Annotated in this window: 21 protein-coding genes; 5 read left to right on the forward strand and 16 right to left on the reverse strand. The window is 60.4% G+C overall.

From position 1 onward, the window contains the following. Window positions 1-224: 224 nt before the first annotated feature. The 4 genes from IH404_RS14700 to IH404_RS14715 form a co-directional block, all read right to left on the reverse strand. Window positions 225-1,895 carry an ATP-binding protein gene (locus IH404_RS14700; protein ID WP_005788290.1) on the reverse strand — a complete coding sequence of 557 codons (1,671 nt, stop codon included), beginning with the start codon at window positions 1,893-1,895 and terminating at the stop codon, window positions 225-227. Then, the gene (locus IH404_RS14705) at window positions 1,892-3,394 is read right to left on the reverse strand and encodes an ATPase domain-containing protein (RefSeq protein ID WP_005788292.1); all 1,503 of its coding nucleotides are present in this window, start codon (window positions 3,392-3,394) and stop codon (window positions 1,892-1,894) included. The genes IH404_RS14700 and IH404_RS14705 overlap by 4 nt, the downstream gene beginning before the upstream one ends. A gap of 132 nt (window positions 3,395-3,526) precedes the next feature. Then, window positions 3,527-4,585 (reverse strand): HEAT repeat domain-containing protein, encoded by a 1,059-nt coding sequence (locus IH404_RS14710; RefSeq protein WP_005788294.1) that lies wholly within the window; start codon window positions 4,583-4,585, stop codon window positions 3,527-3,529. A gap of 76 nt (window positions 4,586-4,661) precedes the next feature. Continuing rightward, window positions 4,662-5,555: a bestrophin family protein gene (locus IH404_RS14715; protein ID WP_005788297.1), complete on the reverse strand. Its 894-nt coding sequence runs from the start codon at window positions 5,553-5,555 to the stop codon at window positions 4,662-4,664. Window positions 5,556-5,800: 245 nt separating this feature from the next. On the opposite strand from IH404_RS14715, the gene IH404_RS14720 reads away from it, so the two are divergent. From IH404_RS14720 to IH404_RS14740, 5 genes are read left to right on the forward strand one after another with little or no spacing between them, the layout of a single operon-like run. Continuing rightward, on the forward strand, window positions 5,801-7,450 hold the full coding sequence (locus IH404_RS14720; RefSeq protein WP_005788299.1) for an AMP-binding protein: 1,650 nt from the start codon (window positions 5,801-5,803) through the stop codon (window positions 7,448-7,450). Between the two features lie 21 nt (window positions 7,451-7,471). Further along, window positions 7,472-8,239, forward strand: a complete 768-nt coding sequence (locus IH404_RS14725; protein ID WP_005788301.1) for an SDR family NAD(P)-dependent oxidoreductase — start codon at window positions 7,472-7,474, stop codon at window positions 8,237-8,239. A gap of 11 nt (window positions 8,240-8,250) precedes the next feature. After that, on the forward strand, window positions 8,251-9,435 hold the full coding sequence (locus tag IH404_RS14730; RefSeq protein WP_005788302.1) for an acetyl-CoA C-acyltransferase: 1,185 nt from the start codon (window positions 8,251-8,253) through the stop codon (window positions 9,433-9,435). Between the two features lie 9 nt (window positions 9,436-9,444). Further along, on the forward strand, window positions 9,445-10,572 hold the full coding sequence (locus IH404_RS14735) for an acyl-CoA dehydrogenase (protein ID WP_194438198.1): 1,128 nt from the start codon (window positions 9,445-9,447) through the stop codon (window positions 10,570-10,572). A gap of 11 nt (window positions 10,573-10,583) precedes the next feature. Further along, the gene (locus IH404_RS14740) at window positions 10,584-11,357 is read left to right on the forward strand and encodes an enoyl-CoA hydratase (protein WP_005788307.1); all 774 of its coding nucleotides are present in this window, start codon (window positions 10,584-10,586) and stop codon (window positions 11,355-11,357) included. Window positions 11,358-11,493: 136 nt separating this feature from the next. Here IH404_RS14740 and IH404_RS14745 read toward each other — a convergent pair whose 3' ends face one another. The 12 genes from IH404_RS14745 to arnC all read right to left on the reverse strand — a co-directional run bounded on the left by IH404_RS14745 (window position 11,494) and on the right by arnC (window position 24,577). Beyond that, window positions 11,494-12,645, reverse strand: a complete 1,152-nt coding sequence (locus IH404_RS14745) for an acyl-CoA dehydrogenase family protein (RefSeq protein ID WP_005788309.1) — start codon at window positions 12,643-12,645, stop codon at window positions 11,494-11,496. 3 nt (window positions 12,646-12,648) lie between these two features. Next, window positions 12,649-13,749: an enoyl-CoA hydratase/isomerase family protein gene (locus IH404_RS14750; protein ID WP_005788310.1), complete on the reverse strand. Its 1,101-nt coding sequence runs from the start codon at window positions 13,747-13,749 to the stop codon at window positions 12,649-12,651. Between the two features lie 131 nt (window positions 13,750-13,880). After that, window positions 13,881-14,588, reverse strand: a complete 708-nt coding sequence (locus tag IH404_RS14755; RefSeq protein ID WP_194438199.1) for an HPP family protein — start codon at window positions 14,586-14,588, stop codon at window positions 13,881-13,883. Window positions 14,589-14,752: 164 nt separating this feature from the next. Continuing rightward, window positions 14,753-14,941: a type VI secretion system contractile sheath small subunit gene (locus tag IH404_RS14760; RefSeq protein ID WP_269745282.1), complete on the reverse strand. Its 189-nt coding sequence runs from the start codon at window positions 14,939-14,941 to the stop codon at window positions 14,753-14,755. A gap of 321 nt (window positions 14,942-15,262) precedes the next feature. Beyond that, window positions 15,263-16,885, reverse strand: coding sequence for a phospholipid carrier-dependent glycosyltransferase (locus IH404_RS14765; RefSeq protein WP_005788316.1), 1,623 nt, complete (start codon window positions 16,883-16,885; stop codon window positions 15,263-15,265). Continuing rightward, the gene (locus IH404_RS14770; protein ID WP_005788317.1) at window positions 16,886-18,268 is read right to left on the reverse strand and encodes a UDP-glucose/GDP-mannose dehydrogenase family protein; all 1,383 of its coding nucleotides are present in this window, start codon (window positions 18,266-18,268) and stop codon (window positions 16,886-16,888) included. Continuing rightward, window positions 18,265-18,678, reverse strand: a complete 414-nt coding sequence (gene arnF / locus IH404_RS14775; RefSeq protein ID WP_005788319.1) for a 4-amino-4-deoxy-L-arabinose-phosphoundecaprenol flippase subunit ArnF — start codon at window positions 18,676-18,678, stop codon at window positions 18,265-18,267. The genes IH404_RS14770 and arnF overlap by 4 nt, the downstream gene beginning before the upstream one ends. Further along, window positions 18,675-19,022 (reverse strand): 4-amino-4-deoxy-L-arabinose-phosphoundecaprenol flippase subunit ArnE, encoded by a 348-nt coding sequence (gene arnE / locus IH404_RS14780; protein ID WP_194438200.1) that lies wholly within the window; start codon window positions 19,020-19,022, stop codon window positions 18,675-18,677. Before arnE ends, arnF begins: the two co-directional genes overlap by 4 nt. Next, window positions 19,019-20,674: a lipid IV(A) 4-amino-4-deoxy-L-arabinosyltransferase gene (arnT, locus tag IH404_RS14785; RefSeq protein WP_005788322.1), complete on the reverse strand. Its 1,656-nt coding sequence runs from the start codon at window positions 20,672-20,674 to the stop codon at window positions 19,019-19,021. The genes arnE and arnT overlap by 4 nt, the downstream gene beginning before the upstream one ends. Further along, window positions 20,671-21,555, reverse strand: a complete 885-nt coding sequence (gene arnD / locus IH404_RS14790; protein ID WP_005788324.1) for a 4-deoxy-4-formamido-L-arabinose-phosphoundecaprenol deformylase — start codon at window positions 21,553-21,555, stop codon at window positions 20,671-20,673. The genes arnT and arnD overlap by 4 nt, the downstream gene beginning before the upstream one ends. Then, window positions 21,555-23,546 (reverse strand): bifunctional UDP-4-amino-4-deoxy-L-arabinose formyltransferase/UDP-glucuronic acid oxidase ArnA, encoded by a 1,992-nt coding sequence (arnA, locus tag IH404_RS14795; protein ID WP_005788327.1) that lies wholly within the window; start codon window positions 23,544-23,546, stop codon window positions 21,555-21,557. The genes arnD and arnA overlap by 1 nt, the downstream gene beginning before the upstream one ends. Continuing rightward, complete coding sequence (arnC, locus tag IH404_RS14800) at window positions 23,543-24,577, reverse strand: undecaprenyl-phosphate 4-deoxy-4-formamido-L-arabinose transferase (RefSeq protein ID WP_005788328.1); 1,035 nt, start codon at window positions 24,575-24,577, stop codon at window positions 23,543-23,545. Before arnC ends, arnA begins: the two co-directional genes overlap by 4 nt. Window positions 24,578-24,969: the final 392 nt, after the last annotated feature.

Here is a 24,969-nt window from a genome sequence, read left to right on the forward strand (position 1 = left end):
CGGTGAGCGCGCGTGCGTCGTGCCCAACAGGTAGGGTTTCGATCTGGACAACCAACGGGCTTGCGGTGGAAGAGGACGTTATCACTGACGGAATTCTCTTAGTCGATGCTGATTGAAGTATTTTTTCATACGAAACTCGCTATCGTTTCGTGGAAAAAAACAGGCATCGATTCCATCTGTTCAACATCGATCCATGACAATTCGTTACATAGCGGCGTGCATGTCTACGCCTGGATCATCTCCCGCACCTTGGCCGTCAGTAAATCAAACGTGAACGGCTTGGTGATCAGCTGCATTCCCGGGTCCAGGAAGCCACCCCGTACGGCCGCGTGCTCAGCGTATCCGGTAATAAAGAGCACCTTCAGCTCTGGACGAGCCTGGCGGCCAATTTCGGCCAGTTGCCGGCCGTTCATTCCCGGCAGACCGACATCGCTGATCATCAGGTCAATGCGCTGCTCGGACTCAATGATCGGCAACGCCGTATCCGCGTCACCTGCCTCGACGAACCCGTAACCCAGTTCTTTGAGCACAGTGCTGACCAACACCCGTACCGCGGGGTCATCCTCGACGATCAATACAGTCTCACCCGTCGTAGCAAATGGTAGCGACGTTGGATTGAGCGGCTCCTGGGGCTTCATCTCGCCGACAAATCGCGGCAGGAACAAACTCACCGTGGTGCCTTTACCAATCTCGCTATGAATCGTCACATGACCGTGGGACTGGCGAGCAAAGCCATAGATCATCGACAGCCCAAGCCCCGTGCCCTGGCCGATCGGCTTGGTGGTGAAGAACGGATCAAACACCCGACCCATCAGGTGTTCCGGGATACCACAGCCGGTATCACTGACGCTCAGTTCTACATAATCACCCGGCTTTAACGTGCCGTAAGCGGCAGTGAACACGCTGTCCAGGTGCCGATTGGTGGTTTCAACCGTCAGGCGGCCGCCGCCGGGCATGGCATCGCGAGCGTTGATCACCAGGTTGAGCAGGGCGCTTTCCAGTTGATTGGGGTCGGCTTCGGCGGTCCACAAGGCACTGTCCAGACGCATGTCCAGGGCGATGCTTTCATTGATGCTGCGTTGCAGTAACTCGCCCATGGAACTCACGAGCTGGTTGATCGCCACAGGCTTGGAGTCCAGGGACTGGCGACGCGAAAACGCCAGCAGGCGATGGGTGAGGCTCGCAGCACGGTTGGCAGAGGTCACGCCCAGGTCGATCAGGCTGTCCAGGTCATCCAGCTTGCCGCGGGACACGCGCCTGCGCAGCAATTCCAGGCTGCCGATAATTCCGGTGAGCATATTGTTGAAGTCATGGGCGATACCGCCGGTCAACTGGCCGACGGCTTCCATTTTCTGCGATTGGCGCAACGCTTCTTCGTTGTTGCGCAGTTGCGCAGTGCGTTCTTCCACTTGCTGTTCGAGGGTTTCCAGGGTGCGCTGCAAATGCAATTCACTCTGGCTCAAGTCGATCAGTCGGTCGCGCGCTTCGTATTGGCGTCGACGACCGCGCAGGGCAGTGCTGACCAGGCTGATCAGCGTCACAGGATGAAACGGGCGTTCAAGGAACGTGACGTTGCCCAGTAGCCCGCTCAAGTGTGAAGAGCCGTTTTGTTCACTGCCGCCGTGATGGGTCATCAACACAATGGGCAGGTCCGACCAGGCCGGCTGTTGGTGCAGGAACTCCAGCAAAGGTTCCAGGTTCACGCCACGCAAGGCTTCAGCCGCAATGATGAGCAGGCCGGCACCCTCGTTCAGCGCTGCGCACAAATCTTCAAGACTGCCGGCAACCACACCTTGGTAACCGGCTTCATTGAGCATCATCAGCGCGAGTGAGCTGTCTCGTCCCAGGGGCGCAAGGATGATGGCTCGTTCGAAGGCAGAAGGAGGCGGAGTCACACGTCCTCTTCCTTGAGCAGGGGTGAACCGGCGCCCATGTAGGTCGGAATGCCGCGCAACACGCCCTGGAAATTATCCAGTGGTTGGCCGACGGTCATGCCGCGACTGCTGATACGGTACTCACGTATGGTCGACTCGTGGGAACCCGTGCGTTTCTTGATAATGGAAATCGCGCGGCGGACCTTGCCCAGTGCTTCGAAATAACGCAGCAAGATAACGGTGTCGGCCAGGTAGGTGATGTCTACCGGGGTTTGCATATCGCCGACCAGGCCATGCTGGGCAACGGTCATAAAGGTCGCAGCGCCGCGGCGGTTGAGATAGAGCAGCAGTTCGTGCATATGCAGGATCAGTGCGTTTTCTTCCGGCATCGCCGCTTGATAACCATTGATACTGTCGATTACCACCGTCTTGATACCGCGTTCGTCCACACAACGTCGTACCCGATGGGAAAACTCACCCGGGGACAACTCGGCCGCGTCCACCTGTTCGATCAACAGATTGCCGGTCGCTTGCATAGCCTCCAGGTCAATACCCATGTTCTTCATGCGCTCGAACAGCAGACCCATCTCTTCGTCAAAGATGAACAGTGCGGCCTTTTCTCCGCGCTCTACGGCGGCGGCGGCAAAAATCATCGAGATCAAGGATTTGCCGGTACCGGCCGGACCGAGGATCAGACTGCTGGAGCCAGTCTCGACACCGCCGCCCATCAAGGCATCCAGTTCGGCAATGCCGCTGCTCATGGTTTGCCGTACATAGCCACCACGGTGCTCGGCCGCCACCAGACGCGGGAACACATGTACACCGTCTCCCATGATGGTGAAGTCGTGGAAGCCGCCCCGGTATTTCTGCCCGCGGTACTTAACGATTCGCACACGACGGCGTTCGGCGCCGTAGTCAGGGGTCAACTCTTCCAGGCGGATGACGCCGTGAGCCACGCTGTGCACGGTTTTGTCGAGAGACTCGGTGGTCAGGTCATCGAGCAGCAGTACCGTGGCGTCATAACGCACGAAGTAGTGCTTGATCGCCAGGATTTGCCGGCGATAGCGCAGCGAGCTTTGCGCGAGCAGACGGATCTCCGACAGACTGTCGACCACCACGCGGGTCGGTTTGACGCGTTCCACCACTTCGAAAATCTGCCGGGTGGCTTCGCCCAGCTCCAGGTCGGAGGAATACAGCAAGCTCTGCTGATGCTCTGCATTGAGCAAGCTTTCGGGCGGGGTCAATTCGAAGATATGGATATTGTCGTCCAGGTCCCAACCGTGGGATTTGGCACCTTGGCGCAGTTCCCGCTCGGTTTCTGACAAGGTGATATACAGCGATTTTTCACCTTTTTTCGCCCCTGCCTGCAAAAAGTGCAGGGCGACGGTGGTTTTACCAGTGCCCGGCTCACCTTCAAGGAGAAACAAATGGCTACGTGATAGCCCGCCGGAAAGAATGTCATCAAGACCTTCGATGCCGGTGGCCGCCTTTTCACTTAAAAGCGCATTGGATGTAGACAAGAAGTGCCCTCAGGTCACGTACAAGTTGGGTGCACGCCGAAGGGGCGCGCCATATTCACTTGACCGTAACGGCATGTGGCGGTTCAACGTTTCTTAATAATTGCAGCTGTGTAGGAGCGCGCAAGCTCGTTCCTACAGGCCTTGCTGCAAGGCCGGATCATCCGGGTTCTGCTGCTCCAACTGTGCCAGCAGCACCTGGACGTTCTGCAATTGGCCGCTCTCTTTCCAGTAATTGACCAGCAGTACCCGTGCTTTGCGATTGGCCGGGTGGCGCTGAACGATCTCTTCCAACTGACGCTGGGCCGCCTCCAGTTCATCCTGGTCGTGCAGTGTGGTGGCCAGGTCAAAGCGATAATCCTGGTTGTCCGGCTCAAGCTCCACCGCCTTGGACAGGCCGAGCAAGGCATAGGGGCGCTCGCCGTGGTGCAGCAACCACATGCCCAGCGCGTGTTGCAGGTAGGCCGACTCCGGATGCGCCGCCAATTGCTGCGCCAACAGTTGGCGCGACTCCTCGGTCTTGCCTTGCTTGTCCAGCAGTTCGATTTGCGCCACGCCTGCTTGCAGGTTGTCCGGCTCCAGGCGCATTGCCTGTTCCAGAGCGTCTTGCGCCGGTGCCAGCATCGCGCTGTGGATGTACAGGCGCGCCAGTTGGATCCAGCCTTGCGCGGTTTCGGGCTGGGCCTTGAGGGTTTTTACAAATTCGTCGAGTACCTGCTGCAAGGGGCCGAAATACAAGCCCAGGGTGTCTGGCGACAGACCGAGCAGGGCATTGGCCGCAGCAAAGCGCACAGCCTGTTCGGGATCATCCAGTACCGGACCGAGCAACAGGGTGCGCTGGCCGCTAGGTACCAGGCCGACGATGCTGTGGATCGCCGCTTCGCGAACCATTGCAGATTCATCGGCCAGGTCTTTATCCGCCAGCTTCAGCGCTTGGGGGCTGGGGTAATTGGGCAATTGGGCGTGCAGGGCGGCACGGCGCTCAGGCGACAGATCAGGCCGTCCCAACTGTTGGTACAACACGCGCGCAGCGCCCGGCTCACCGTTTTGGGCCTGTTTCAACGCCTTGGAATAACCGTGGGCAATGGCGGGCGCCACGGTGACTTGAGGGGTGCGAGAGAAAAACCAAGTGATCGACACGATCAACAACAGGGCGCACAGGCCGATGATGGAGTTACGGCGTGACTTTGACATGCGGGCGTCCGAAAGCTGTGGTTGCTAGTGCAAAGCCATCAGCTTCGGTCAGTGCAGGGCCAGTGTCAAACCGGCGTCAGGTCAGCACGTACTCCACCGGTTGCGGCGCAGCAGGCAAGTCGACTTCACCGAGGGCCGCCAGGATCTCGCGCTCCAGGGTTCGCAGGATGGCATCGCACGGCAGGTCGTTTTCGTCAAAGCCAAACGGGTCTTCCAATTCATCGCCGATCGCATCCAGACCAAAGAAGGTGTAGCTGACGATCGCGGTGAACACCGGCGTCAACCAGCCCAGCGGTTCGGCCATGGCGAAGGGCAACAGGATGCAGAACAGGTAAATGGTGCGGTGTAGCAGCAAAGTGTAGGGGAAGGGCAGCGGAGTGGTCTTGATACGCTCACAGGACGCCTGCACCTGGCTGAGGCCGACCAACCGAGCTTCCAGCTGGGTGTAGCGCCATTCACTGATCACACCCTGCCGGGCCAGCACGCACAACCGCGCACCGAGCATCTGCAGCACGCTGTCAGGCAAGTTGGGGTGGCTCGCGCGCACGGTAACCCAGGGCTGCATGGCGCGCACCTCATCTTCATGGCGCAAATGCGCGATCAAGCCATGGGCAAAACCGCATAGCTCACGCAGCAACTCGGCCCGCTCGGGAGTATCGCCGAGCACCTGGGTTTCACGAATCAGCGAGCGTACCTCGATGATCATCTGCCCCAGTTGCTTGCGGCCTTCCCACCAGCGGTCGTAGCAGGCGTTGTTGCGAAAACTCATGAAGATCGACAACGACAAGCCCAGCAAGGTAAAGGGCGTAGCGTTGACCTTGGAAAAATAGGCGGGGTGCAGGGTTTCCACCAGCACGATGACCGAGGCCAGCAGCGTGACCATCAGGCTGCGCCAGGCAATGCGCTTGGCAATCGAGCCCTTGAGGGAAAACAGGATGCCCAGCAGGTTGGGCTTGGGGCGAACGATCATGGCAGGCTTCTGTGAGGGTGCAGGCATCAGGGTAGAAGCTGGCTTGCAGAGCGTCCAATCACTTGGATCGACCGTTTGATCGGTGGGATCAATGATCGGCGTACCCGCCGGTAGCAGGATTGGCCAAACCAGTCAGCCAAGTTGAAGGCTTTGACCATTGCCCCTGCAGCGCTCTGGAGCGACTATTTCAGCCGATTTATCCAGTTAAAAAGTCCTGAAAATAAAAATACAGAAGGATTGAAACGATGCGTGAGTATTTGGCCGCCACCACCGAGTTTGATTATCAGCGCACTGTCGATGCCGCACTGGCTGGCAACCTGCAGGCGCTCAATGCCTGCGTGGAGTGCTGTGACCGCCACGCGCTGCCAGGGCGCATCGCGTTGTTCTGGGAGGGTCGGGACGGGCGCAGCGCCACGTCGACCTTTACCGAATTGCAGGATCAGGCCGCACGCTTCGCCAACTTCCTCCTGGCCCAGGGCGTCAAGCGCGGCGACAAGGTGGCGGGCCTGCTGCCACGTACGGCCGAGTTGCTGGTGGTGGTGTTCGCAACCTGGCGCATCGGCGCGGTGTATCAGCCGCTGTTTACTGCCTTCGGCCCCAAGGCCATTGAACATCGCCTGACCAGCTCCGGCGCGGCGCTGGTGGTCACCGACGCGGTGAACCGCCCGAAGCTGGCCGATGTCGCCGGCTGCCCGACCATTGTCACGGTCACCGGCGCCAAGGGCGAGGGCATCGTGCGTGGCGACTATAGCTTCTGGGCTGAGCTGCCCAACTACTCCAACGTCTGCGAGCCGGTGTTGCTGGGCGCGGAGGATCCGTTCCTGCTGATGTTCACTTCGGGCACCACCGGTCCCTCCAAAGCACTCTCGGTGCCGCTCAAAGCCATTGTCGCGTTCCAGGGCTATATGCGCGACGCCGTGGACTTGCGCCCTGAAGACGCGTTCTGGAACGTCGCCGACCCCGGTTGGGCCTATGGCATCTATTTCGGTGTGACCGGGCCGTTGTCCATGGGGCATCCGATTACCTTCTACGACGGCCCGTTCACCCTGGAAAGCACCTGCCGGGTCATCAATAAGTACGCGATCACCAACCTGACCGGCTCGCCCACGGCGTATCGATTGCTGATTGCCGGCGGCGAGCAGTTCGCCCGTTCAATCAAGGGCAAGCTGCGCATCGTCAGCAGTGCCGGCGAGCCGTTGAACCCGGAGGTGATTCGCTGGTTCGCCGACAACCTGGAGGTGACCATCCACGACCACTACGGTCAGACCGAACTGGGCATGGTCTTGTGCAATCACCACGGCCTGACGCATCCGGTGCATGTGGGCTCGGCGGGGTTCGCTTCGCCCGGGCACCGCATCGTGGTGCTGGATGACAACCACCAGGAACTGCCAGCCGGGCAGCCCGGCATTCTGGCCATCGACCGCGAGCAATCGCCGATGTGCTGGTTTGCCGGCTACGACGGTGTGAAGACCAAAGCCTTCGTCGGCAAGTACTACCTCAGTGGCGATACGGTGGAATTGAACCCCGACGGCAGTATCAGTTTTGTCGGGCGCAGCGATGACGTGATTACCACTTCCGGCTACCGCGTGGGGCCATTCGATGTCGAAAGCGCCCTGGTCGAACACCCGGCGGTGGTCGAGGCCGCCGTGGTCGGCAAACCTTGCCCTGAGCGTACTGAACTGGTGAAAGCCTTCGTGGTGATCAGCGAGCAATACCGCGCCACCCCGGAACTGGCCGAAGAGCTGCGCCTGCATGTACGCCAGCGCCTGGCCGCCCATGCTTACCCACGGGAAATCGAATTTGTCAGCGACTTGCCCAAAACCCCGAGCGGCAAGCTGCAACGCTTCATTTTGCGCAATCAGGAAATAGCCAAGGCCCAGGCGGCCGTGGCTTGACCCCTTTCAAAGGAAACAACGATGCAGATTGAAAACAAGGTATTTCTGGTCAGCGGCGGTGCTTCTGGCCTCGGCGCGGCCACGGCTGACATGCTCATCGCGGCCGGCGCCAAAGTCATGCTGGTGGACTTGAACGCTGACGCCGTTGCCGCCAAGGCCACGCAACTGGGCGACAACGCTCGTAGCACCGTGGCAGATATCTGCCAGGAAGCCGCTGCTGAAACTGCCGTGAAGGCAGCGGTGGAGGCGTTTGGTGGTTTGCATGGCCTGATCAACTGCGCCGGTGTCGTGCGCGGCGAGAAAATCCTTGGCAAGAACGGCCCGCATGGGCTGGCCAGCTTTGCCCAGGTGATCAACGTCAACCTGATCGGCAGCTTCAACCTCTTGCGCCTGGCCGCTGCGGCGATCGCAGAAACCGAAGCGAATGCCGACGGCGAGCGCGGTGTGATCATCAATACCGCCTCGGTGGCGGCATTCGATGGGCAGATCGGCCAGGCCGCGTATGCCGCGTCCAAAGGTGCGATTGCCAGTTTGACGTTGCCCGCCGCACGGGAACTGGCGCGTTTCGGCATCCGCGTGATGACCATCGCGCCGGGCATTTTCGAGACCCCGATGATGGCCGGCATGACCCCGGAAGTTCGCGACTCCCTGGCCGCTGGCGTGCCGTTTCCACCGCGCCTGGGCAAACCCGCCGAATATGCCGCGCTGGTGCGACATATCCTTGAAAACAGCATGCTCAATGGTGAGGTGATCCGTCTCGACGGTGCCTTGCGTATGGCCGCCAAGTAAGGAATGCCTGTATGAACGACCCTATTGTGATTGTCAGCGCTGTGCGCACGCCCATGGGCGGGTTCCAGGGCGACCTCAAAAGCCTGACCGCACCGCAGCTGGGCGCTGCAGCGATTCGTGCCGCCGTTGAACGCGCCGGTATCGCCACCGATGCGGTGGACGAGGTGTTGTTTGGCTGCGTACTGCCGGCCGGGCTCGGGCAGGCACCTGCACGCCAGGCGGCCCTGGGCGCCGGGCTGGACAAGGGCACCCGCTGCACCACCCTGAACAAGATGTGCGGCTCAGGCATGGAGGCGACGATTCTCGCCCACGACTCATTGCGCGCCGGCAGCGTCGATGTGGTGATCGCCGGCGGCATGGAAAGCATGTCTAACGCACCGTACCTGCTGGATCGTGCACGCAGCGGCTATCGCATGGGCCACGGCAAGGTACTTGACCATATGTTTCTCGATGGCCTGGAGGATGCCTACGACAAGGGCCGCCTGATGGGCACCTTTGCCGAAGACTGCGCCGAGCACAACGGCTTTACCCGGGAAGCTCAGGATGCCTTCGCCATCGCCTCGCTGACGCGCGCGCAGGAGGCCATCACCCACGGCAGCTTCGCCAGCGAGATCGTCCCGGTGCAGGTCACCGTGGGCAAGGAACAAAAAACCATCCTGCACGATGAACAACCACCTAAAGCCAGGCTGGACAAGATCGCCAGCCTGAAGCCGGCGTTCCGTGAAGGCGGCACCGTCACCGCGGCCAACTCCAGCTCGATCTCCGACGGCGCCGCGGCATTGCTGCTGATGCGCGAGTCGGACGCCCATAAACGTGGCCTCAAGCCGTTGGCGGTGATCCACGGGCACGCCGCGTTTGCCGATGAGCCGGGGCTGTTTCCGGTGGCGCCGGTGGGGGCGATTCGCACGTTGATGAGCAAGACCGGTTGGCGCCTGGAAGACGTCGACCTGTTCGAAATCAACGAAGCCTTTGCCGTGGTCAGCCTGGTGACCATGAGCAAGCTTGCGATCCCTCACGACAAGGTCAACGTGCATGGCGGTGCCTGCGCCCTGGGCCATCCTATTGGTGCTTCGGGTGCGCGGATCCTGGTGACACTGCTCTCGGCCCTGCGCCAGAAGGGCCTCAAACGTGGCGTCGCGGCCATTTGTATCGGCGGCGGTGAAGCCACGGCCATGGCCGTTGAATGCCTCTACTAAGGATGACTTATGCTGCCCAATGACGAACAACTGCAAATCAGCGACGCCGCCCGGCAATTTGCCCAGGAACGCTTGAAGCCGTTCGCCGCCGAATGGGATCGCGAGCATCGCTTTCCCAAGGAAGCCATCGCTGAAATGGCCGAACTAGGCTTTTTCGGCATGTTGGTGCCGGAACAGTGGGGCGGTTGCGACACCGGCTACCTGGCCTACGCCATGGCCCTGGAAGAAATCGCCGCAGGTGACGGTGCGTGCTCGACCATCATGAGCGTGCACAACTCGGTGGGCTGCGTGCCGATCCTCAAATTCGGCAATGACCAGCAAAAGGCCCAATTCCTCACGCCCCTGGCCAGTGGCACCATGCTCGGTGCCTTTGCATTGACCGAACCCCAGGCCGGTTCCGATGCCAGCAGCTTGAAGACCCGTGCACGCCTCGAAGGCGATCACTATGTGCTCAATGGCTGCAAACAGTTCATCACCTCCGGGCAAAACGCCGGGATCGTGATTGTGTTTGCCGTCACCGACCCGGCAGCGGGCAAGCGCGGGATCAGTGCCTTCATCGTACCCACTGACTCTGTGGGCTACACCGTGGCGCGAGTCGAAGACAAGCTCGGGCAACATGCTTCCGACACGTGCCAGATCCTGTTTGAAGACGTGAAGGTGCCCGTGGCCAATCGCCTGGGCGAGGAGGGCGAGGGCTACAAGATCGCCCTGGCCAACCTTGAGGGTGGCCGTGTCGGCATCGCATCCCAGTCGGTGGGCATGGCCCGCGCCGCCTTCGAAGCAGCCCGCGACTATGCCCGTGAGCGGGAAAGCTTCGGCAAACCGTTGATCGAACACCAGGCCGTCGCCTTTCGCCTGGCGGACATGGCCACGCAAATTGCCGTGGCCCGGCAGATGGTGCATTACGCCGCGGCCCTGCGTGACAGCGGCAAGCCGGCGTTGGTGGAGGCGTCCATGGCCAAGCTGTTTGCTTCGGAAATGGCCGAGAAAGTCTGTTCGGCCGCCTTGCAAACCCTGGGCGGTTACGGTTACCTGAGCGACTTTCCCCTGGAGCGGATCTACCGCGATGTGCGGGTCTGCCAGATTTACGAAGGCACCAGCGATATTCAACGCATGGTCATCTCACGCAATCTATAAGGAGCCGATACATGAGTTATGAAACCATCCTGCTTGACGTCCAGGGCCGCGTCGGGCTGATTACCCTCAACCGCCCGCAGGCGTTGAACGCCTTGAACGCGCAACTGGTCAGCGAACTGAACCAGGCGCTGGATAAGCTGGAGGCCAACCCAGAGGTCGGCTGCATCGTGCTCACCGGCTCGAAAAAAGCCTTTGCGGCCGGCGCCGACATCAAGGAAATGGCCGAGCTGACTTACCCGCAGATCTACATGGACGACCTGTTCAGCGACAGTGACCGTGTGGCCAACCGCCGCAAGCCGATCATTGCGGCGGTGAATGGCTTTGCCCTCGGTGGCGGCTGTGAACTGGCGTTGATGTGCGACTTTATCCTGGCCGGTGACAGTGCCAGGTTCGGCCAGCCGGAAATCAACCTCGGCGTGCTGCCGGGCATGGGCGGCACCCAGCGCCTGACCCGCGCCGTGGGCAAGGCCAAGGCTATGGAAATGTGCCTGACCGGGCGCTTTATCGACGCCGTCGAAGCCGAGCGTTGCGGGATCGTGGCGCGTATCGTGCCGGCCGATGAGTTGCTGGACGAAGCGCTGAAAGTCGCTGCCCTGATCGCCAGTAAGTCAGTGCCGATCAGCATGATGGTCAAGGAGAGCGTGAACCGCGCCTTTGAAGTCAGCCTGTCCGAAGGCGTGCGTTTTGAGCGCCGGGTGTTCCACGCGGCGTTCGCGACCCAGGATCAGAAGGAAGGCATGGCCGCATTCGTGGCCAAGCGGGCGCCGGAGTTCAAGGATAAGTAAAACGCTGTGGGAGGGGGCTTGCTCCCGATGGCGGTGGATCAGTCAGCACATCAGCTACTGAACCACGGCCATCGGGAGCAAGCCCCCTCCCACATTTGAACTGCAGCGTTTGACACAGTTTTTTGCAGTGTGTCAGTCAGAGCTGGTAGTGCTTGAGCTCCCTGGCAATCACCATCCGCTGGATCTCGCTGGTGCCTTCGTAAATCTGCGTGATCCGCGCATCCCGGTAGTAACGCTCCACCGGATAGTCTTCCAGATACCCATACCCGCCATGAATCTGCATCGCCTTGGAGCAGACCCGCTCGGCCATTTCCGAGGCAAACAGCTTGGCCTGGGACGCTTCGGACAAGCATGGTTTGCCGGCACTGCGCAGGCGCGCCGCGTGGAGAATCAGCAAGCGTGCTGCGTTCAGCTGCGTTTGCATGTCAGCCAACAGGTTGGCCACGCTCTGATGTTCGATGATCGCCTTGTCGAACTGCACGCGATCCCGGGCATAAGCCAGCGCTGCTTCAAAGGCGGCGCGGGCGATGCCCAATGCCTGGGCGGCAATACCGATGCGCCCACCTTCCAGATTGGACAGGGCGATTGCCAGGCCCTTGCCGCGCTCACCCAGCAGGTTGGCTTGCGGCACGCTGCATTGGTTGAGCGTAACGGCACAGGTGTCCGACGCACGAATGCCCATCTTGTGTTCGGTGCGGTCGACCACAAAACCCGGGGTGTCGGTAGGCACCAGAAACGCTGAAATACCCTTCTTGCCCAATTCCGGATCGGTCACCGCAAACACGATGGCCAACCTGGCGCGCTTGCCATTGCTGACAAATTGCTTGGCGCCGTTGATCACCCACTGGCCGTCTTTCAATTCTGCACGGGTGCGCAGGTTGTGGGCTTCGGAGCCGGCCTGAGGTTCGGTCAGGCAGAAGCAGCCGATGGCCTGGCCGCTGGCGAGTTCGGCCAGCCATGTGTGTTTTTGCTCAGCTGTGCCGTAGTTGAGGATAGGCCCGCAACCCACTGAATTATGGATACTCATCAAGGCGCCCGTGGCGCCGTCACCCGCAGAAATTTCCTCCACGGCCAGCGCGTAGGCCACGTAGTCCACATAGGTGCCGCCCCATTCTTCAGGGACAACCATGCCGAGCAGGCCCAGTTCGCCCATCTTTGCCACCAGTGCGTCGTCGATCCAGCCGGCTTTCTCCCAGGCTTGGGCATGGGGGGCAATTTCGCCACGGGCGAAGTCCCGCGCCATGTCGCGGATCATGATTTGTTCTTCTGTGTATTCAAGATCTTGCATGGCTTATTTCTCAATCTGCGCGAAGCTGTGGAAGAAGCTCTCGACGTGGCTGGCATCCAGCGCATTGAGCGTGGGCGGGTTCCAGCGCGGGGCTTTATCCTTGTCGATGATCAGGGCGCGAACGCCTTCAATCAGGTCGCCACGTTCGAACCATTGACGGTCCAGGTGCAGCTCCAGAGCAAAGCACTGTTCCAGCGGGAGGTGCCGGCCACGACGCAGCATTTGCAAGGTCACGGCCATGGCCAGGGGTGAGCGGGTCTGCATCAGATGGGCGGTAGTCAACGCCCATTCGTGGGTGTCGGCGACCGTAACTGCCTGCAATTGCTCGACGATGCTGGGTACATCCGGCAGGGCGAAGAAGTGATCAATGACCGGGCGCAGGGCCGCCAGCGGCGCATCGGGCAATTGCTGCACCGCCAGTTTGGCGAGCACACCTTGCAAATCCTTGAGGGGGGAGTCGCTCCATTGCAACTGGTCGAGCTTGTTGTCCAGGGCGGGGAGTCTGGCGCTGTCGATAGACCAGTCGGCCAGCCCGCAATACAGCGCATCGGCGGCACGTATCTGCACCCCGGTCACACCAAGGTAAGTCCCCAGCTCACCGGGAATACGCGACAGGAAATAGCTGCCGCCTACATCAGGGAAGTAGCCGATAGCCACTTCCGGCATCGCCAGGCGACTGCGTTCAGTGACGACCCGCAGATCCGCGCCTTGTACCAGGCCCATGCCGCCGCCGAGGACGAAGCCGTCCATCAGTGCCACGACCGGTTTACGGTAATGGTGGATGGCCAGGTCAAGGGCATATTCCTCCACGAAGAAATCCTGGTGCAGGGTGTCGCCGTTCTTGAAGCTGTCGTACAGCGAGCGGATATCGCCGCCAGCGCAGAAGGCTTTTTCGCCGGCGCCACGCAGCACCACGGCATAAACCTGCGGGTCATCCGCCCACGCCTGCAGCTGCGCCGTCAACTGGCGGACCATGTCGAGGGTGATGGCATTCAAGCCGGCGGGGCGATTGAGGGTGAGGTGGCCGATATGGTTACGCACTTCACTCAGTACTTCCTGCTGAATATCGGCGTGGCTTGCTTCGGATGAAACCTGAGCAGTCATCACTAACTCCCTGCTTTTATTGTTCTTTGTATAAATGTTCGCGGACGAACCATCCCGTGATCGTACCAGTGCAAATTTGCCCCGTACAACCCGGAATCATGCAGGTCGTTTTTGCATTTATGCCGTAGGGATCAAGCCACGCGATTGGCCAGGACCTCACCGATACTGCGACGTCGTGCATGGCCTTCTGCTGCGTGAATCAGTTGTTCCAGCTCGGTGGGCTCGACATCGTAAAATTGCTCCATTTCGGCCAGCGCCAGCTTGAGGTCGGCCGCTGTAATCGATGGATCGCTCACGGGCTGAATGCCGAGGACGACAGGAGCAGGTTCGGCCAGCCCCTTGGGATAACGTGTGCGCGTGGCATTGTTATAGAGCAGTGCGCATCCCAGCAGAGCGCCGGCACCCAGCATGACCGGCGCCAGTTCATACCAGCCCAGGGTAATGGACGCAGGGTCGGCCAACACCAGGGTCATGGCCAGGCCACCGGCCGGTGGGTGCAGGCAACGCAGCCAACAGATCAGTATTACCGTCATGCCCGCCGCCAGGCACGCGCTACCCAGGGTTCGCCCCAGTACCCGTGCCACCAGCAATGCAACGATGCCGGCACACAGGTAACTGCCCATGATCGACCATGGCTGGGCCAGCGCTCCCGATGACACCGCAAACAGCAACACGGCCGAAGCGCCAAGGGGGCCGAGCAAATGCAGGGCAACCTCCATGCCGAATACCTGGGCGCAAGCCCAGACACTGAACATTGTGCCCAAGGCCATGCCGATGCCGGCACGACTCCATTCAGCGGGGCGGGTGTTGATTGCAGCGGGTAACCAGCGAGCGAGCATTAAAGACGATCCATAAACGGCGGGCGAAAAAAAAGGCCTGCCTGGTTTCCCGGTGCAGCCCTTTGAACGTTCCAACATTTGGGGGAGGAACCCGTGCAGTGTGCCGAGGTTGGTCTGATCGCACCACTGCATATTAATGAGGGTTAAACGCAAATATTATGCAGTTAAAGGGTGTCTCCGAACGTAATGGGGCCTGCCACAGTGGACGCTGGTGTGCAGATTTTGCCCAGCACCCGGTTATTGGCCTCTTCATTGAACAAGCGCTCATGCAGGTCTTCGCGCAATTTGGCGTCGTTGGCCAGTGGCCCTTTCAACGCCACCAGCGCGTCGCGCAATGCCATCAAACGATCCAGTCTTGGTAAAGGTACATTCAACAGTTCCTCTCGCACGGCATTGTCCTCTCAATGAAGTAAGCCATCGCGCGTGGGCAGCCTACAGAGTCCTTGTAGTTATGGCGTGCCTTGACCCAAGCGCTTTCGGGACAGCCCTGACGATCGGGTGGTAGATACTTAATGCACGTGGCAGCGAGTCTACCGTCGGGTTCCAGGCACAGGAAGGGAAAGTGCACCAGCTATTACGCAAAGGAATGTAGGCGTTTTCTTGGTGCCTGTGATGAAAGACGCCCACCGGTTAACGAGTCGACGTTCTTTCTTACAACGCCCCTAGAAAAGTGCTCATGGCACCGTGGTTTTTACCAAATGCAGCAATACGTAAGGGTTCTTGTCGAACTCGCCGGTCAGCGTGGGCGTGATCGAACGCAAGCGTGGATCGTCCAGCCCTTCGAAGTCGGCCTGGCTCATGACCAACCATGCCGGGGCCTGGATCGGCTTCAATTCAATGGGCAATTGGGTAAACAGCGGGACCTTGTCACAATCGAAGTTGACCATGAACTTGATGGCTTTGGCGTCTTTACCCAGCGCGTGCAGCACCACGGGCGCCGGTTGCTGCAGGACTTGAGCCTTGACGGCGAGGCTGAACGTGCGGGTGTCGTATAACCGACGCTCCAGGGGTTCGACCACCAGGATGTAGGTTGTCCAAAGGGCCAGCACTGCAGCCAGGGCCGGGCCATACGTACGCAGCCGGGACTTGAGCAGTGTCAGCAGCGCCAGGATCTGAAGCAGACCAAGCACGGCGAAGATCACTTCAAGGTGGGCCAGCGGCTCCGGATAACGCCGCCGTGCGGCTAGCAGGCCAATCACCAACAGCGTCGGCAATAGCGTCCAGACGCCCAGCATCAGGCCGCGCAGCCAGGCAAACAGTCGCCCCTGTGTCGCCTGGAACGGATACGCGGCAATGATCGCTGCCATCGGCAACATCGGCAGGATATAGCGCGCTTTTTTTGCCTGTGGCACCGACAGGCCCACCATCACCAGCACACCCGCGGCTGCGCAATACAACACCAGCTTCAATGCCGGATCCGGTGTGCGCCGCCCGCCGATCATGACAGCCGCCAGTACCAACACTGCCAGCGGATAAGCCAGCGCGTAGTTACCCATGGAGCTGGTGAAGTAATACAGCACACCGCCGGAGCCTTCGCTGCCATCCATGCGCCCCAGGAACTGCATACGAATCACGTCATGCATGAAGTCTTCGCCGCCGCTGAGCTTGGCCAGTAGCAGCAACAGACCGACGCACGCCGCCAGCAGCGCCAACGCCAGCAGGCCGAAACTGAACAGGCGGCGCCACTGGCGGTTGATCAGGTAATAGCTGCACAACACGCCTGTGGGGATCACCAGGCCAATCGGCCCACGCAGTGCAAACCCGAGCAGTAGCAACACAAACACCCAATGCAAGCGCTTGGCAGCAGCGAAGTGATCATGGGCATAGCCCAGATAGAACACCGCCAGGGTCACGGCGGCGAGCATCTGGTCCAGGGAGACCGCGCGGGTTTCGCTGACAAAGGTGCTGCTGAGCAGCAACATTGCCAGGCTCAACAGCCCCCAGCGCGGGGAGTAGGGCGCAGTCAGGCGGTAGACCAGCATTACGATCACTGCTGACGCGACCGCGGTGGGCAGCCATGCCGTCAGGCTGGTGACCTGGCCCAATGGCAACGACAGCAGCCAGGTCAGCAGCGTTGAAGTCGCCAGGTAGTCGGCATACGGTTGGCCGTAGGTCGTGGGGAAGAAACCTGGTCCGTGGCGCAGCATTTCCTGGGCAAACACCACGAAGCGTGAATCAAAGCCAATAATTGCCTGGTGCCAGTTGCCGGCGATAAACAGCACCAGCGCCAAGAGCCCAAGCCCCAGTGACTGGCGGCGGATTGTGGCGCTCTGCATGGATGGGAAAGCCTTGTTCACCTAGCCGACATCCCTGACCTGTTCCACCCAGTTTTGCTGGGGAATCGGCAACTCGCAGGAATCGCCACGGCCAATGGGGAAATACTTGAAGCCTTTGCGTGTCAGGCGTTCGCCGTCATACAGGTTGCGGCCATCGAAGATCACCGGGGTTTTCAAGCGCTGGTGAATCAGGTCGAAGTCCGGCGCCTTGAATTGCTGCCATTCGGTGCACACGATCAGCGCATCGGCGCCGCCCAGGGTGGACTCCGGGGTGCCCATCAGCATCAGGCGCGGGTCGTCGCCATAGATCCGCTGGGTTTCCTGCATGGCTTCCGGGTCGAAGGCGCGCACATTGGCACCGGCGGCCCACAAGGCTTCCATCAGCACGCGGCTGGGAGCGTCGCGCATGTCATCGGTGTTGGGCTTGAAGGCCAGGCCCCACAGGGCGAAAGTCTTGCCCTTCAGATTGCCTTTGAAGAACGCATTGATGCGCTCGAACAGCTTGCTCTTCTGGCGCTGGTTGATGGCTTCCACTGCTTCGAGCAGGTCGCTGGAGCAGTTGGCTTGCTTGGCGCTATGGATCAAGGCACGCATGTCTTTGGGGAAGCACGAGCCGCCGTAGCCACAGCCTGGGTAGATGAAGTGGTAGCCGATTCGCGAGTCGGCACCAATGCCCAGGCGCACCGATTCAATATCGGCGCCCAGGTGCTCGGCCAGTTCGGCAATCTGGTTGATGAAGCTGATCTTGGTGGCCAACATGCAGTTGGCAGCGTACTTGGTCAGTTCGGCGCTGCGCAGGTCCATAAAGATGATGCGGTCGTGGTTGCGATTGAACGGCGCGTACAGGTCGCGCATGACCTCACGTACTTCCTCGCGCTCGCAGCCAATGATGATGCGGTCCGGGCGGCGGCAGTCGGCAACGGCCGAGCCTTCCTTGAGGAATTCCGGGTTGGAGACAATATCGAACTCCAACTGACGGCCAGCGGCATTCAGGTTCTTTTGGATATGAGCGCGCAGGGTGTCACCGGTGCCGACCGGCACGGTGGATTTCTCCACCAGAATCACCGGCTGCACGCGATGGCGGGACACGGCGTCACCCACCGATAGCACGTATTTCAGGTCGGCAGAGCCGTCTTCATCCGACGGCGTACCCACGGCGATGAACAACACTTCACCGTGCTCGACAGCGAGTTTTTCGTCGTAGGTAAAATGCAGGCGTCCGCTTTCCAGGTTGTCCTTGACCATCGCGGCCAGGCCCGGCTCGAAGATGGTCACGTGACCTTTCTGGAGCGACTCGACCTTGCTCTTGTCAACGTCCATGCAAATGACATCGTGACCGACTTCGGCTAATACAGTGGCCTGTACCAGACCAACGTAACCACTACCAAATACGCTGATTTTCATGGGGTATTCCTGGGACTTGAGGTGCAAGCACGACGAGAGTTGATAACCAGTACGCCGAGGATGACCAAGGCCACCCCCAGGGTTTTTGAAAGCGAGAAAGCTTCGTTGAACACCGGCAGGCTGGCGGCCAGCAGGTAGACCAACGCGTAGCTGATGCTGAGCAGCGAGTAGGCACGGCCCAGAGGCAAATGCTTGAGTGCGCCAAGCCAGCAGAGCATCGACAGCGCGTAGGCAATGATCGCCAGGATCACCACGCCCAGGGCACTCAGGTCGATGCTGTTGCGGGTGAAGGCGGCCAGCCACTCGGTGGGCAAGGGCAAGCGCGTCATGCTCCAGCGCATGCCCAGTTGGGCGACACTCACCAGGCCGACACTGCCCAGGGCCAGGGCGAAACCCTTTATGCGGCTCATACCTGGCGCCCCAGCAGCACGATGCCGGCAATCACCAGCCCCACACCCAGCCAGTGGCGGCCATCAATGGGTTCGTGAAATACAAAGCGCGCCATCAGCGTGACCAGCACAAAATTCAGGCTGAGCATGGGGTAGGCAATCCCCACTTCCAGGCGTTGCAATACCAGCAGCCACACCAGCAGGCCCAGGCCCAGGCACACCAGCGCTGACCATAACCACGGCGAACGCAGCTTCAATGCCCAGCCTTGAGGCAGGTTCCGCCAGCTTTCCACGGCGAACTTTTGCGAGACCTGGCCCATGCAGGTGAGCAAGCAGGCTGTGAGCAACAGCAGCAGGGTGGTCATGGCGCGACCTGCGGGAAAATCAGGATCACGATCTTGCCTTGGGCATAACGCTTGCCATCGGTGGGCAGCAACGCGAGCTCGTCCTTTTCGCCCTGGCTGTTGACGCGCATCACCACACCCACGGCCCCGGTGCGGCGGGTTTGCGCCATCCACGCCTGGATCGCGTTACGGTCGACCAGCCGATGGGCCGTGTCGGCGTAGGCCAGCCCGTACTTGACCTCGCCCGAGGTGTTGTAAAGCGTGATATCCGGTCGTTTGAGGCGCCAGGACAGTGCAGAAGCAGCGCCCAGATCATTGCTCAACAGGGCGACAGTGGGCTGTAATTCCTCGATGTGATCGATGATGAACTGGTCCGGGGTCTTGTTATAAACCACCGAATGGGGCAATGCCGCAGGCACCAATACCACGAGTAGCCCACTGCCAATCAGGGGCGCGGCCCACAACGTCAAGGGCCGTGCCGCTTGTAGCAGGTTGACCACGATCCAACCGAACAGGAAGATGAACACCAGCACCAGGCTGAAGGTTTCCTCACCCGGCTCGTACACCGGTTTTTTCAACTGGAACCAGCTGAGGGCCAGCAATACCAGCACACCGATCGCCAGGTTCAGCCAGCCATTGATGCGCAGGACGCGACCGTGGCCTTGCTTGAGCTTGTCGCTCAAGGTCGAACCCATCAGCAACGCCAGGGGCAGCATGCAAGGCATGATGTAGGAGGGCAGCTTGCCCTTGGCCAGGCTGAAAAACGCCAGCGGCATCAACAGCCATAGCAGCAGGAATGCGGTTTTCGGCGCGCGCTTTTGCAGCCATGCCTGCTTGAGCGTGGACGGCAACAGGGCTACCCACGGTAGCGCGAACGCTATCAGCAGCGGCAGGTAATACCAGAACGGCTCAGCGTGCTGGGCATCTTCCCCGGCAAAGCGCTGGATGTGCTCGTGCCAGAAAAAGAAATGCCAGTAGTCCGGTTCTTGCAGGTGCACAGCCAATGCCCACGGCACGCTGACAGCAATTGCAACCACCACGGCCACGCCGCCAAACGTGCACAACTCACCCAGGCGTTTTTGCCAGAGGGCGTAGGGCAGGGCGATCAATACCGGCAGCAACCAGGCCAGGAAGCCCTTGGTCATGAAGCCCATGCCGCACGCGAAACCCAACAGCGCCCAGGACCACAGTCGGCCGCGCCGCGTGCTGCTGTCAAAGCAGAACCACAACGCCACGCCGGTCAGGTTGACCCAGAAGGTGAACTGCGGGTCCAGGTTGGAATAACCACCGAGGGCCGCCACGCTGACGAAGCTCATGTACAGCAGGGTGCTGACCAGGCTTTTGTGCGGGTCGTTCCACAAGCGGCGGGATACCAGGTAAACCAGCACAATGCTCAAGGCGCTGCTCAAGGCCGAGGCAAACCGCACGCCGAACAGGTTCTGCCCGAAAATCGCCTGGCCCAGCGCAATCATCCAGTAGCCCGCGGCGGGTTTTTCGAAGTAACGAATGCCCATGAAGTGCGGTGAGGCCCATTTGCCGGTCAGCAGCATTTCCTGGCTGATCTGCGCATAGCGGGTTTCATCGGGAATCCACAGGCCATGGGTGGCCAGCGGCAGCAGGTAAAACGCGGCAAACGCCAGCAGGAGCAGGGGCAAGGCCCAGCGACGAATCATGCCTGCTGTACTCCCAACCAACCCTCGCGGCCGCTCAATGCGCCGCGCACCAGTTTTTGTTGGGGCAGGGTGGTTACATCTGCGGGCAGAAGATCACCCAAGGGTTTGAAATCAATGCCGCGTTGCCCTGCCTGGGCGAGCAACTGGCGAAAATCATTGGCCATCAGAATCCCTTCAACTTCTGCGTGGATTGTGTAGACGTTCAGCTTCGCTGCGCTGAACCGGTCCAGGATGAAGCGGTTGAAATCATTGGCAGCCACCACCGGCCCGACGACTTCGTCGAAGGTCGGCAGGTCTACCGGAATTTGTGGGGTGCCCGCGCTGCCATCGGCCAGTGTCGGTCGAAACAGGCTGCTGCCCCGGCAATCACTGTTGTAGCGAAAATTGAAGCCTTGCTTGGCTTGCACCACGCGTTCGTCGGCGCGCCACCCTGCGGCGGCTGAACAGTCCACGCGCTCGCCTAGGATGTCGCTCAAAGTCTGCACACCACGCCGAATCTGCTCGACCAGCTGTGCCTCGCTCCAACGCCCAGTGTTGGCCTGCCAGCCATGGTGATCCCAGGCGTGCAGGCCGACTTCATGCCCGGCGGCCTTGGCCTGGCGCATCAGATGCCCCAGGTCGCGGCCGATCGGCTTGCCGGGCCAGGCGGTGCCGGCCAGCAAGATGTCCCAGCCATACAGGCCGGCGGCGTTGGAACGCAGCATCTTCCACAGAAACTGTGGCCGAATCAGGCGCCACAGATGGCGGCCCATGTTGTCCGGGCCGACACTGAAGAAGAACGTCGCCTTTACCCCGGCTTCATCCAGGGATTCGAGCAGCCGCGGCACACCTTCACGGGTACCACGGTAGGTGTCGACGTCGATGCGAAGACCTGCCTGCATTACTTTTTATCCGCAATTTCAAGCATGGCTTCATGCAGGAAGAAATCCAGGGTGTTGCCGATGGTTTCACTCATCTGCACGCTCGGTTCCCAGTTCAGCAGGCGCTTGGCGTTTTCGATGCTCGGTTTGCGGTGCGCCACGTCCTGGTAGCCTGTGCCGTAGAACGCCTTGCTCTCGACGTCGCGGAAACCGGCGAACGGCGGGAAGTTGTGGCGCAGCGGGTGAGCCTCGAACTGACGCAGCAGCTCTTCGCCCAACTGGCGGATGCTGGCTTCGTTTTCCGGGTTGCCGATGTTGATGATCTGGCTGTCGCACACGCCATTGTCGTTATCAATGATGCGCGCCAGCGCTTCGATGCCGTCGGCAATGTCGGTAAAGCAACGCTTCTGCTCACCACCGTCGAACAGACGGATCGGGGTGCCTTCCACCAGGTTCAGGATCAATTGGGTAATGGCGCGGGAGCTGCCGATACGCGCAGAGTCCAGGCGGTCCAGACGCGGGCCCATCCAGTTGAACGGACGGAACAGGGTGAACTTCAGGCCCTTGTCGCCGTAGGCCCAGATCACTCGGTCCAGCAGTTGCTTGGACACCGAGTAGATCCAGCGCTGCTTGTTGACCGGGCCGACCACCAGGTTGGAGGTGTCTTCATCGAAATACTGGTCCTGGCACATGCCATAGACTTCGGAGGTCGAGGGGAAGATCACACGCTTGTTGTACTTGACGCAGTAGCGCACCAGCTTGAGGTTTTCTTCGAAGTCCAGTTCGAACACACGCAGTGGGTTACGGGTGTATTCGATTGGCGTGGCGATGGCAACCAATGGCAGGACCACGTCGCATTTCTTGATGTGGTACTCGATCCACTCGGTGTGGATGCTGATATCGCCTTCCACATAATGGAAATTCGGGTGGCTGCGCAGGCGCTCGATGGCGTCGGAGCCGATGTCCAGGCCATAGACTTCGTAACGGTCGTCACGCAGCAGGCGCTCGGACAGGTGGTTACCGATAAAGCCGTTTACGCCCAGGATCAACACGCGGGTACGACGTGGCTTGCGGCCAGACTCGGCGCCGCGCAGTACTGAGCCATCCACCAGGCCCAGTTCATCGGCCAGGGCCGGACCGGCCAGGTACAGGCCGTTTTCGTTACGCTGGCCAAACTTGATGACCAAGGAGTCTTCACCGCAGGCAATACGCAGCGGGTTGACGCTGATCACACGGCCTGGCGCCAAACCGTCGTTACCCTTGACCACGTCGGCTTGCCATACGATCAGCTTGTGCTCGCCCACTGCGCAGAAGGCGCCCGGGTACGGCTGCGTCACCGCGCGCACCAGGTTGAACAGTTGTTCGGCAGGCTTTTTCCAGTCCAGCTTGCCATCGGCGGCAGTGCGGCGGCCAAAATAGGTGGCTTGGTTTTCGTCCTGGGCGGTTTCGGTGAGCTTGCCCAGGGCCAATTGTGGCAGCGCGTCGCGCAGCAAGGCTGTGGCCGCATCACGCAACTTGGCGTGCAGGCTCAGGCCGGTATCGGTGCGGTCGATGCTGACTTTCTGCTGGGCGAGGATGGCGCCGGCATCGGCACGCTTGACCATGCGGTGCAGGGTGACGCCGGTTTCGGTTTCGCCGTTGACCAACACCCAGTTGGCCGGGGCGCGGCCACGGTATTTAGGCAGCAACGAACCGTGCAGGTTGAACGCGCCTTTGCGAGCGATGGCCAGCAGCGGTTCGCTCAGCAGGTTGCGGTAGTAGAAGGAGAAGATGTACTCCGGGTTCAACTTGGCGATGCGCTCGACCCACAGCGGGTGGTTGGCGTCTTCCGGGGCGTGCACCGGGATGCCATGGCGTGCGCAGAGCTGGGCCACGGAGCCGTAGAAATTGTTTTCCTTGGGGTCATCGGCATGGGTGAACACGGCAGCAATGTCGTAACCCGCACCGAGCAGGGCTTCAATGCCTGCACAGCCGATATCGTGGTAAGCGAAGACAACAGCTTTTGAACTCATGACTGAACCTGATCGGAAGGAGAAGTAGAAGTATGGGAAGACACCAGGCCGTCAACGACGACGACTGGAGTCGGTGCTGCCGGCTGGTTGCGCAGCACTTTTTCAATAAAGAAGCGCGGGCGGGCGCGTACATCGCTGTACATGCGGCCCAGGTATTCGCCCAGCAGGCCCATGCCGATGAACTGGCCACCGGTAAACACGAACAGCACCGCAAACAGCACGAACAGACCATCACCCGCCCAATCGGCGCCGAAGGCCAGGCGCATGACGATCAGCGCAAAGGCGAACAGCACGCCCAACGCCGCGAGGCTGAAACCGACGATGGACAGCAGGCGCAATGGTGTGGTGGTCATGCAGGTCAGCAGGTCGAACATCAGGCTGATCAGGCGCATGGCGCTGTATTTGGACTCGCCGTGCTCACGCTCGGCGTGGTGCACGAGGATTTCCGTGGTATGGCGGGCAAAGCCGTTGGCCAGGATCGGGATGAAGGTGCTGCGTTCACGGCAGGCGAGCATGGCGTCGACGATGGTGCGGCGGTAGGCACGCAACATGCAGCCGTAGTCGGTCATGGCCACGCCGGTAGAGCGCTGCACGGCCAGGTTGATCAAGCGCGACGGCCAGCGACGGAACGCCGAGTCCTGGCGGTTGTTACGCACCGTGGCGACCACGTCGTAGCCCAGGGCAGCTTGCTCAACCAGGCGCGGGATCTCTTCCGGCGGGTTCTGCAAGTCGGCGTCGAGGGTGATTACGACTTCGCCACGGCACTGTTCGAAGCCGGCCATGATAGCGGCGTGCTGGCCGTAGTTGCGGTTGAGGATCACCGCTACAACATGGCTGCCTTCTTCGGCGGCGGCGTCTTCGAGCAGTTGGGCCGAATTGTCGCGGCTACCGTCATCCACCAGGATGATTTCGTATTCGTAGGCCAGCTGCTTGCAGGCTGCCGTGGTACGACGCAGCAGCTCCGGCAGGCTCTCTTGTTCGTTGTAGACCGGGATAACGATCGACACGCAATGAATAGGGTAGGGTTTCAAAGTTTCATGACCTCGGCTGGAGCAACTTGACGCGTGAAAACAGCAGCAATTATTGGGCAGAACTACAGCCCGCAGATGACAACGCGGCGCTAAAGATAAAGCGTAATCAACAGGTTAGTCGATAAATCACGGAATGCCCTGAAGTACTGCTTACAAGGTTAAGCGCAAATGTGTGCAACGAATATGAAAGGCGGATGAAAAACTCGTTTATTTGACAGGTAGACAGCTAGGGTTCAGCTAAGTAATCAAGGCGTTACATGTGCAGGCCGGATGGTCAGATCGGAACGCTGTGCTGGGCGTTTGGTTCAATTCGGGCGCTCCCGCTAGGCCAATGCCAGTGATTGAACAATCTTCTCTGCATTGGCGCTCAAGTGCCGGTAAAGTAAGCCATC

Source organism: Pseudomonas sp. OST1909, from assembly GCF_015277575.1.
Taxonomy (GTDB): Bacteria; Pseudomonadota; Gammaproteobacteria; order Pseudomonadales; family Pseudomonadaceae; genus Aquipseudomonas; species Aquipseudomonas synxantha_A.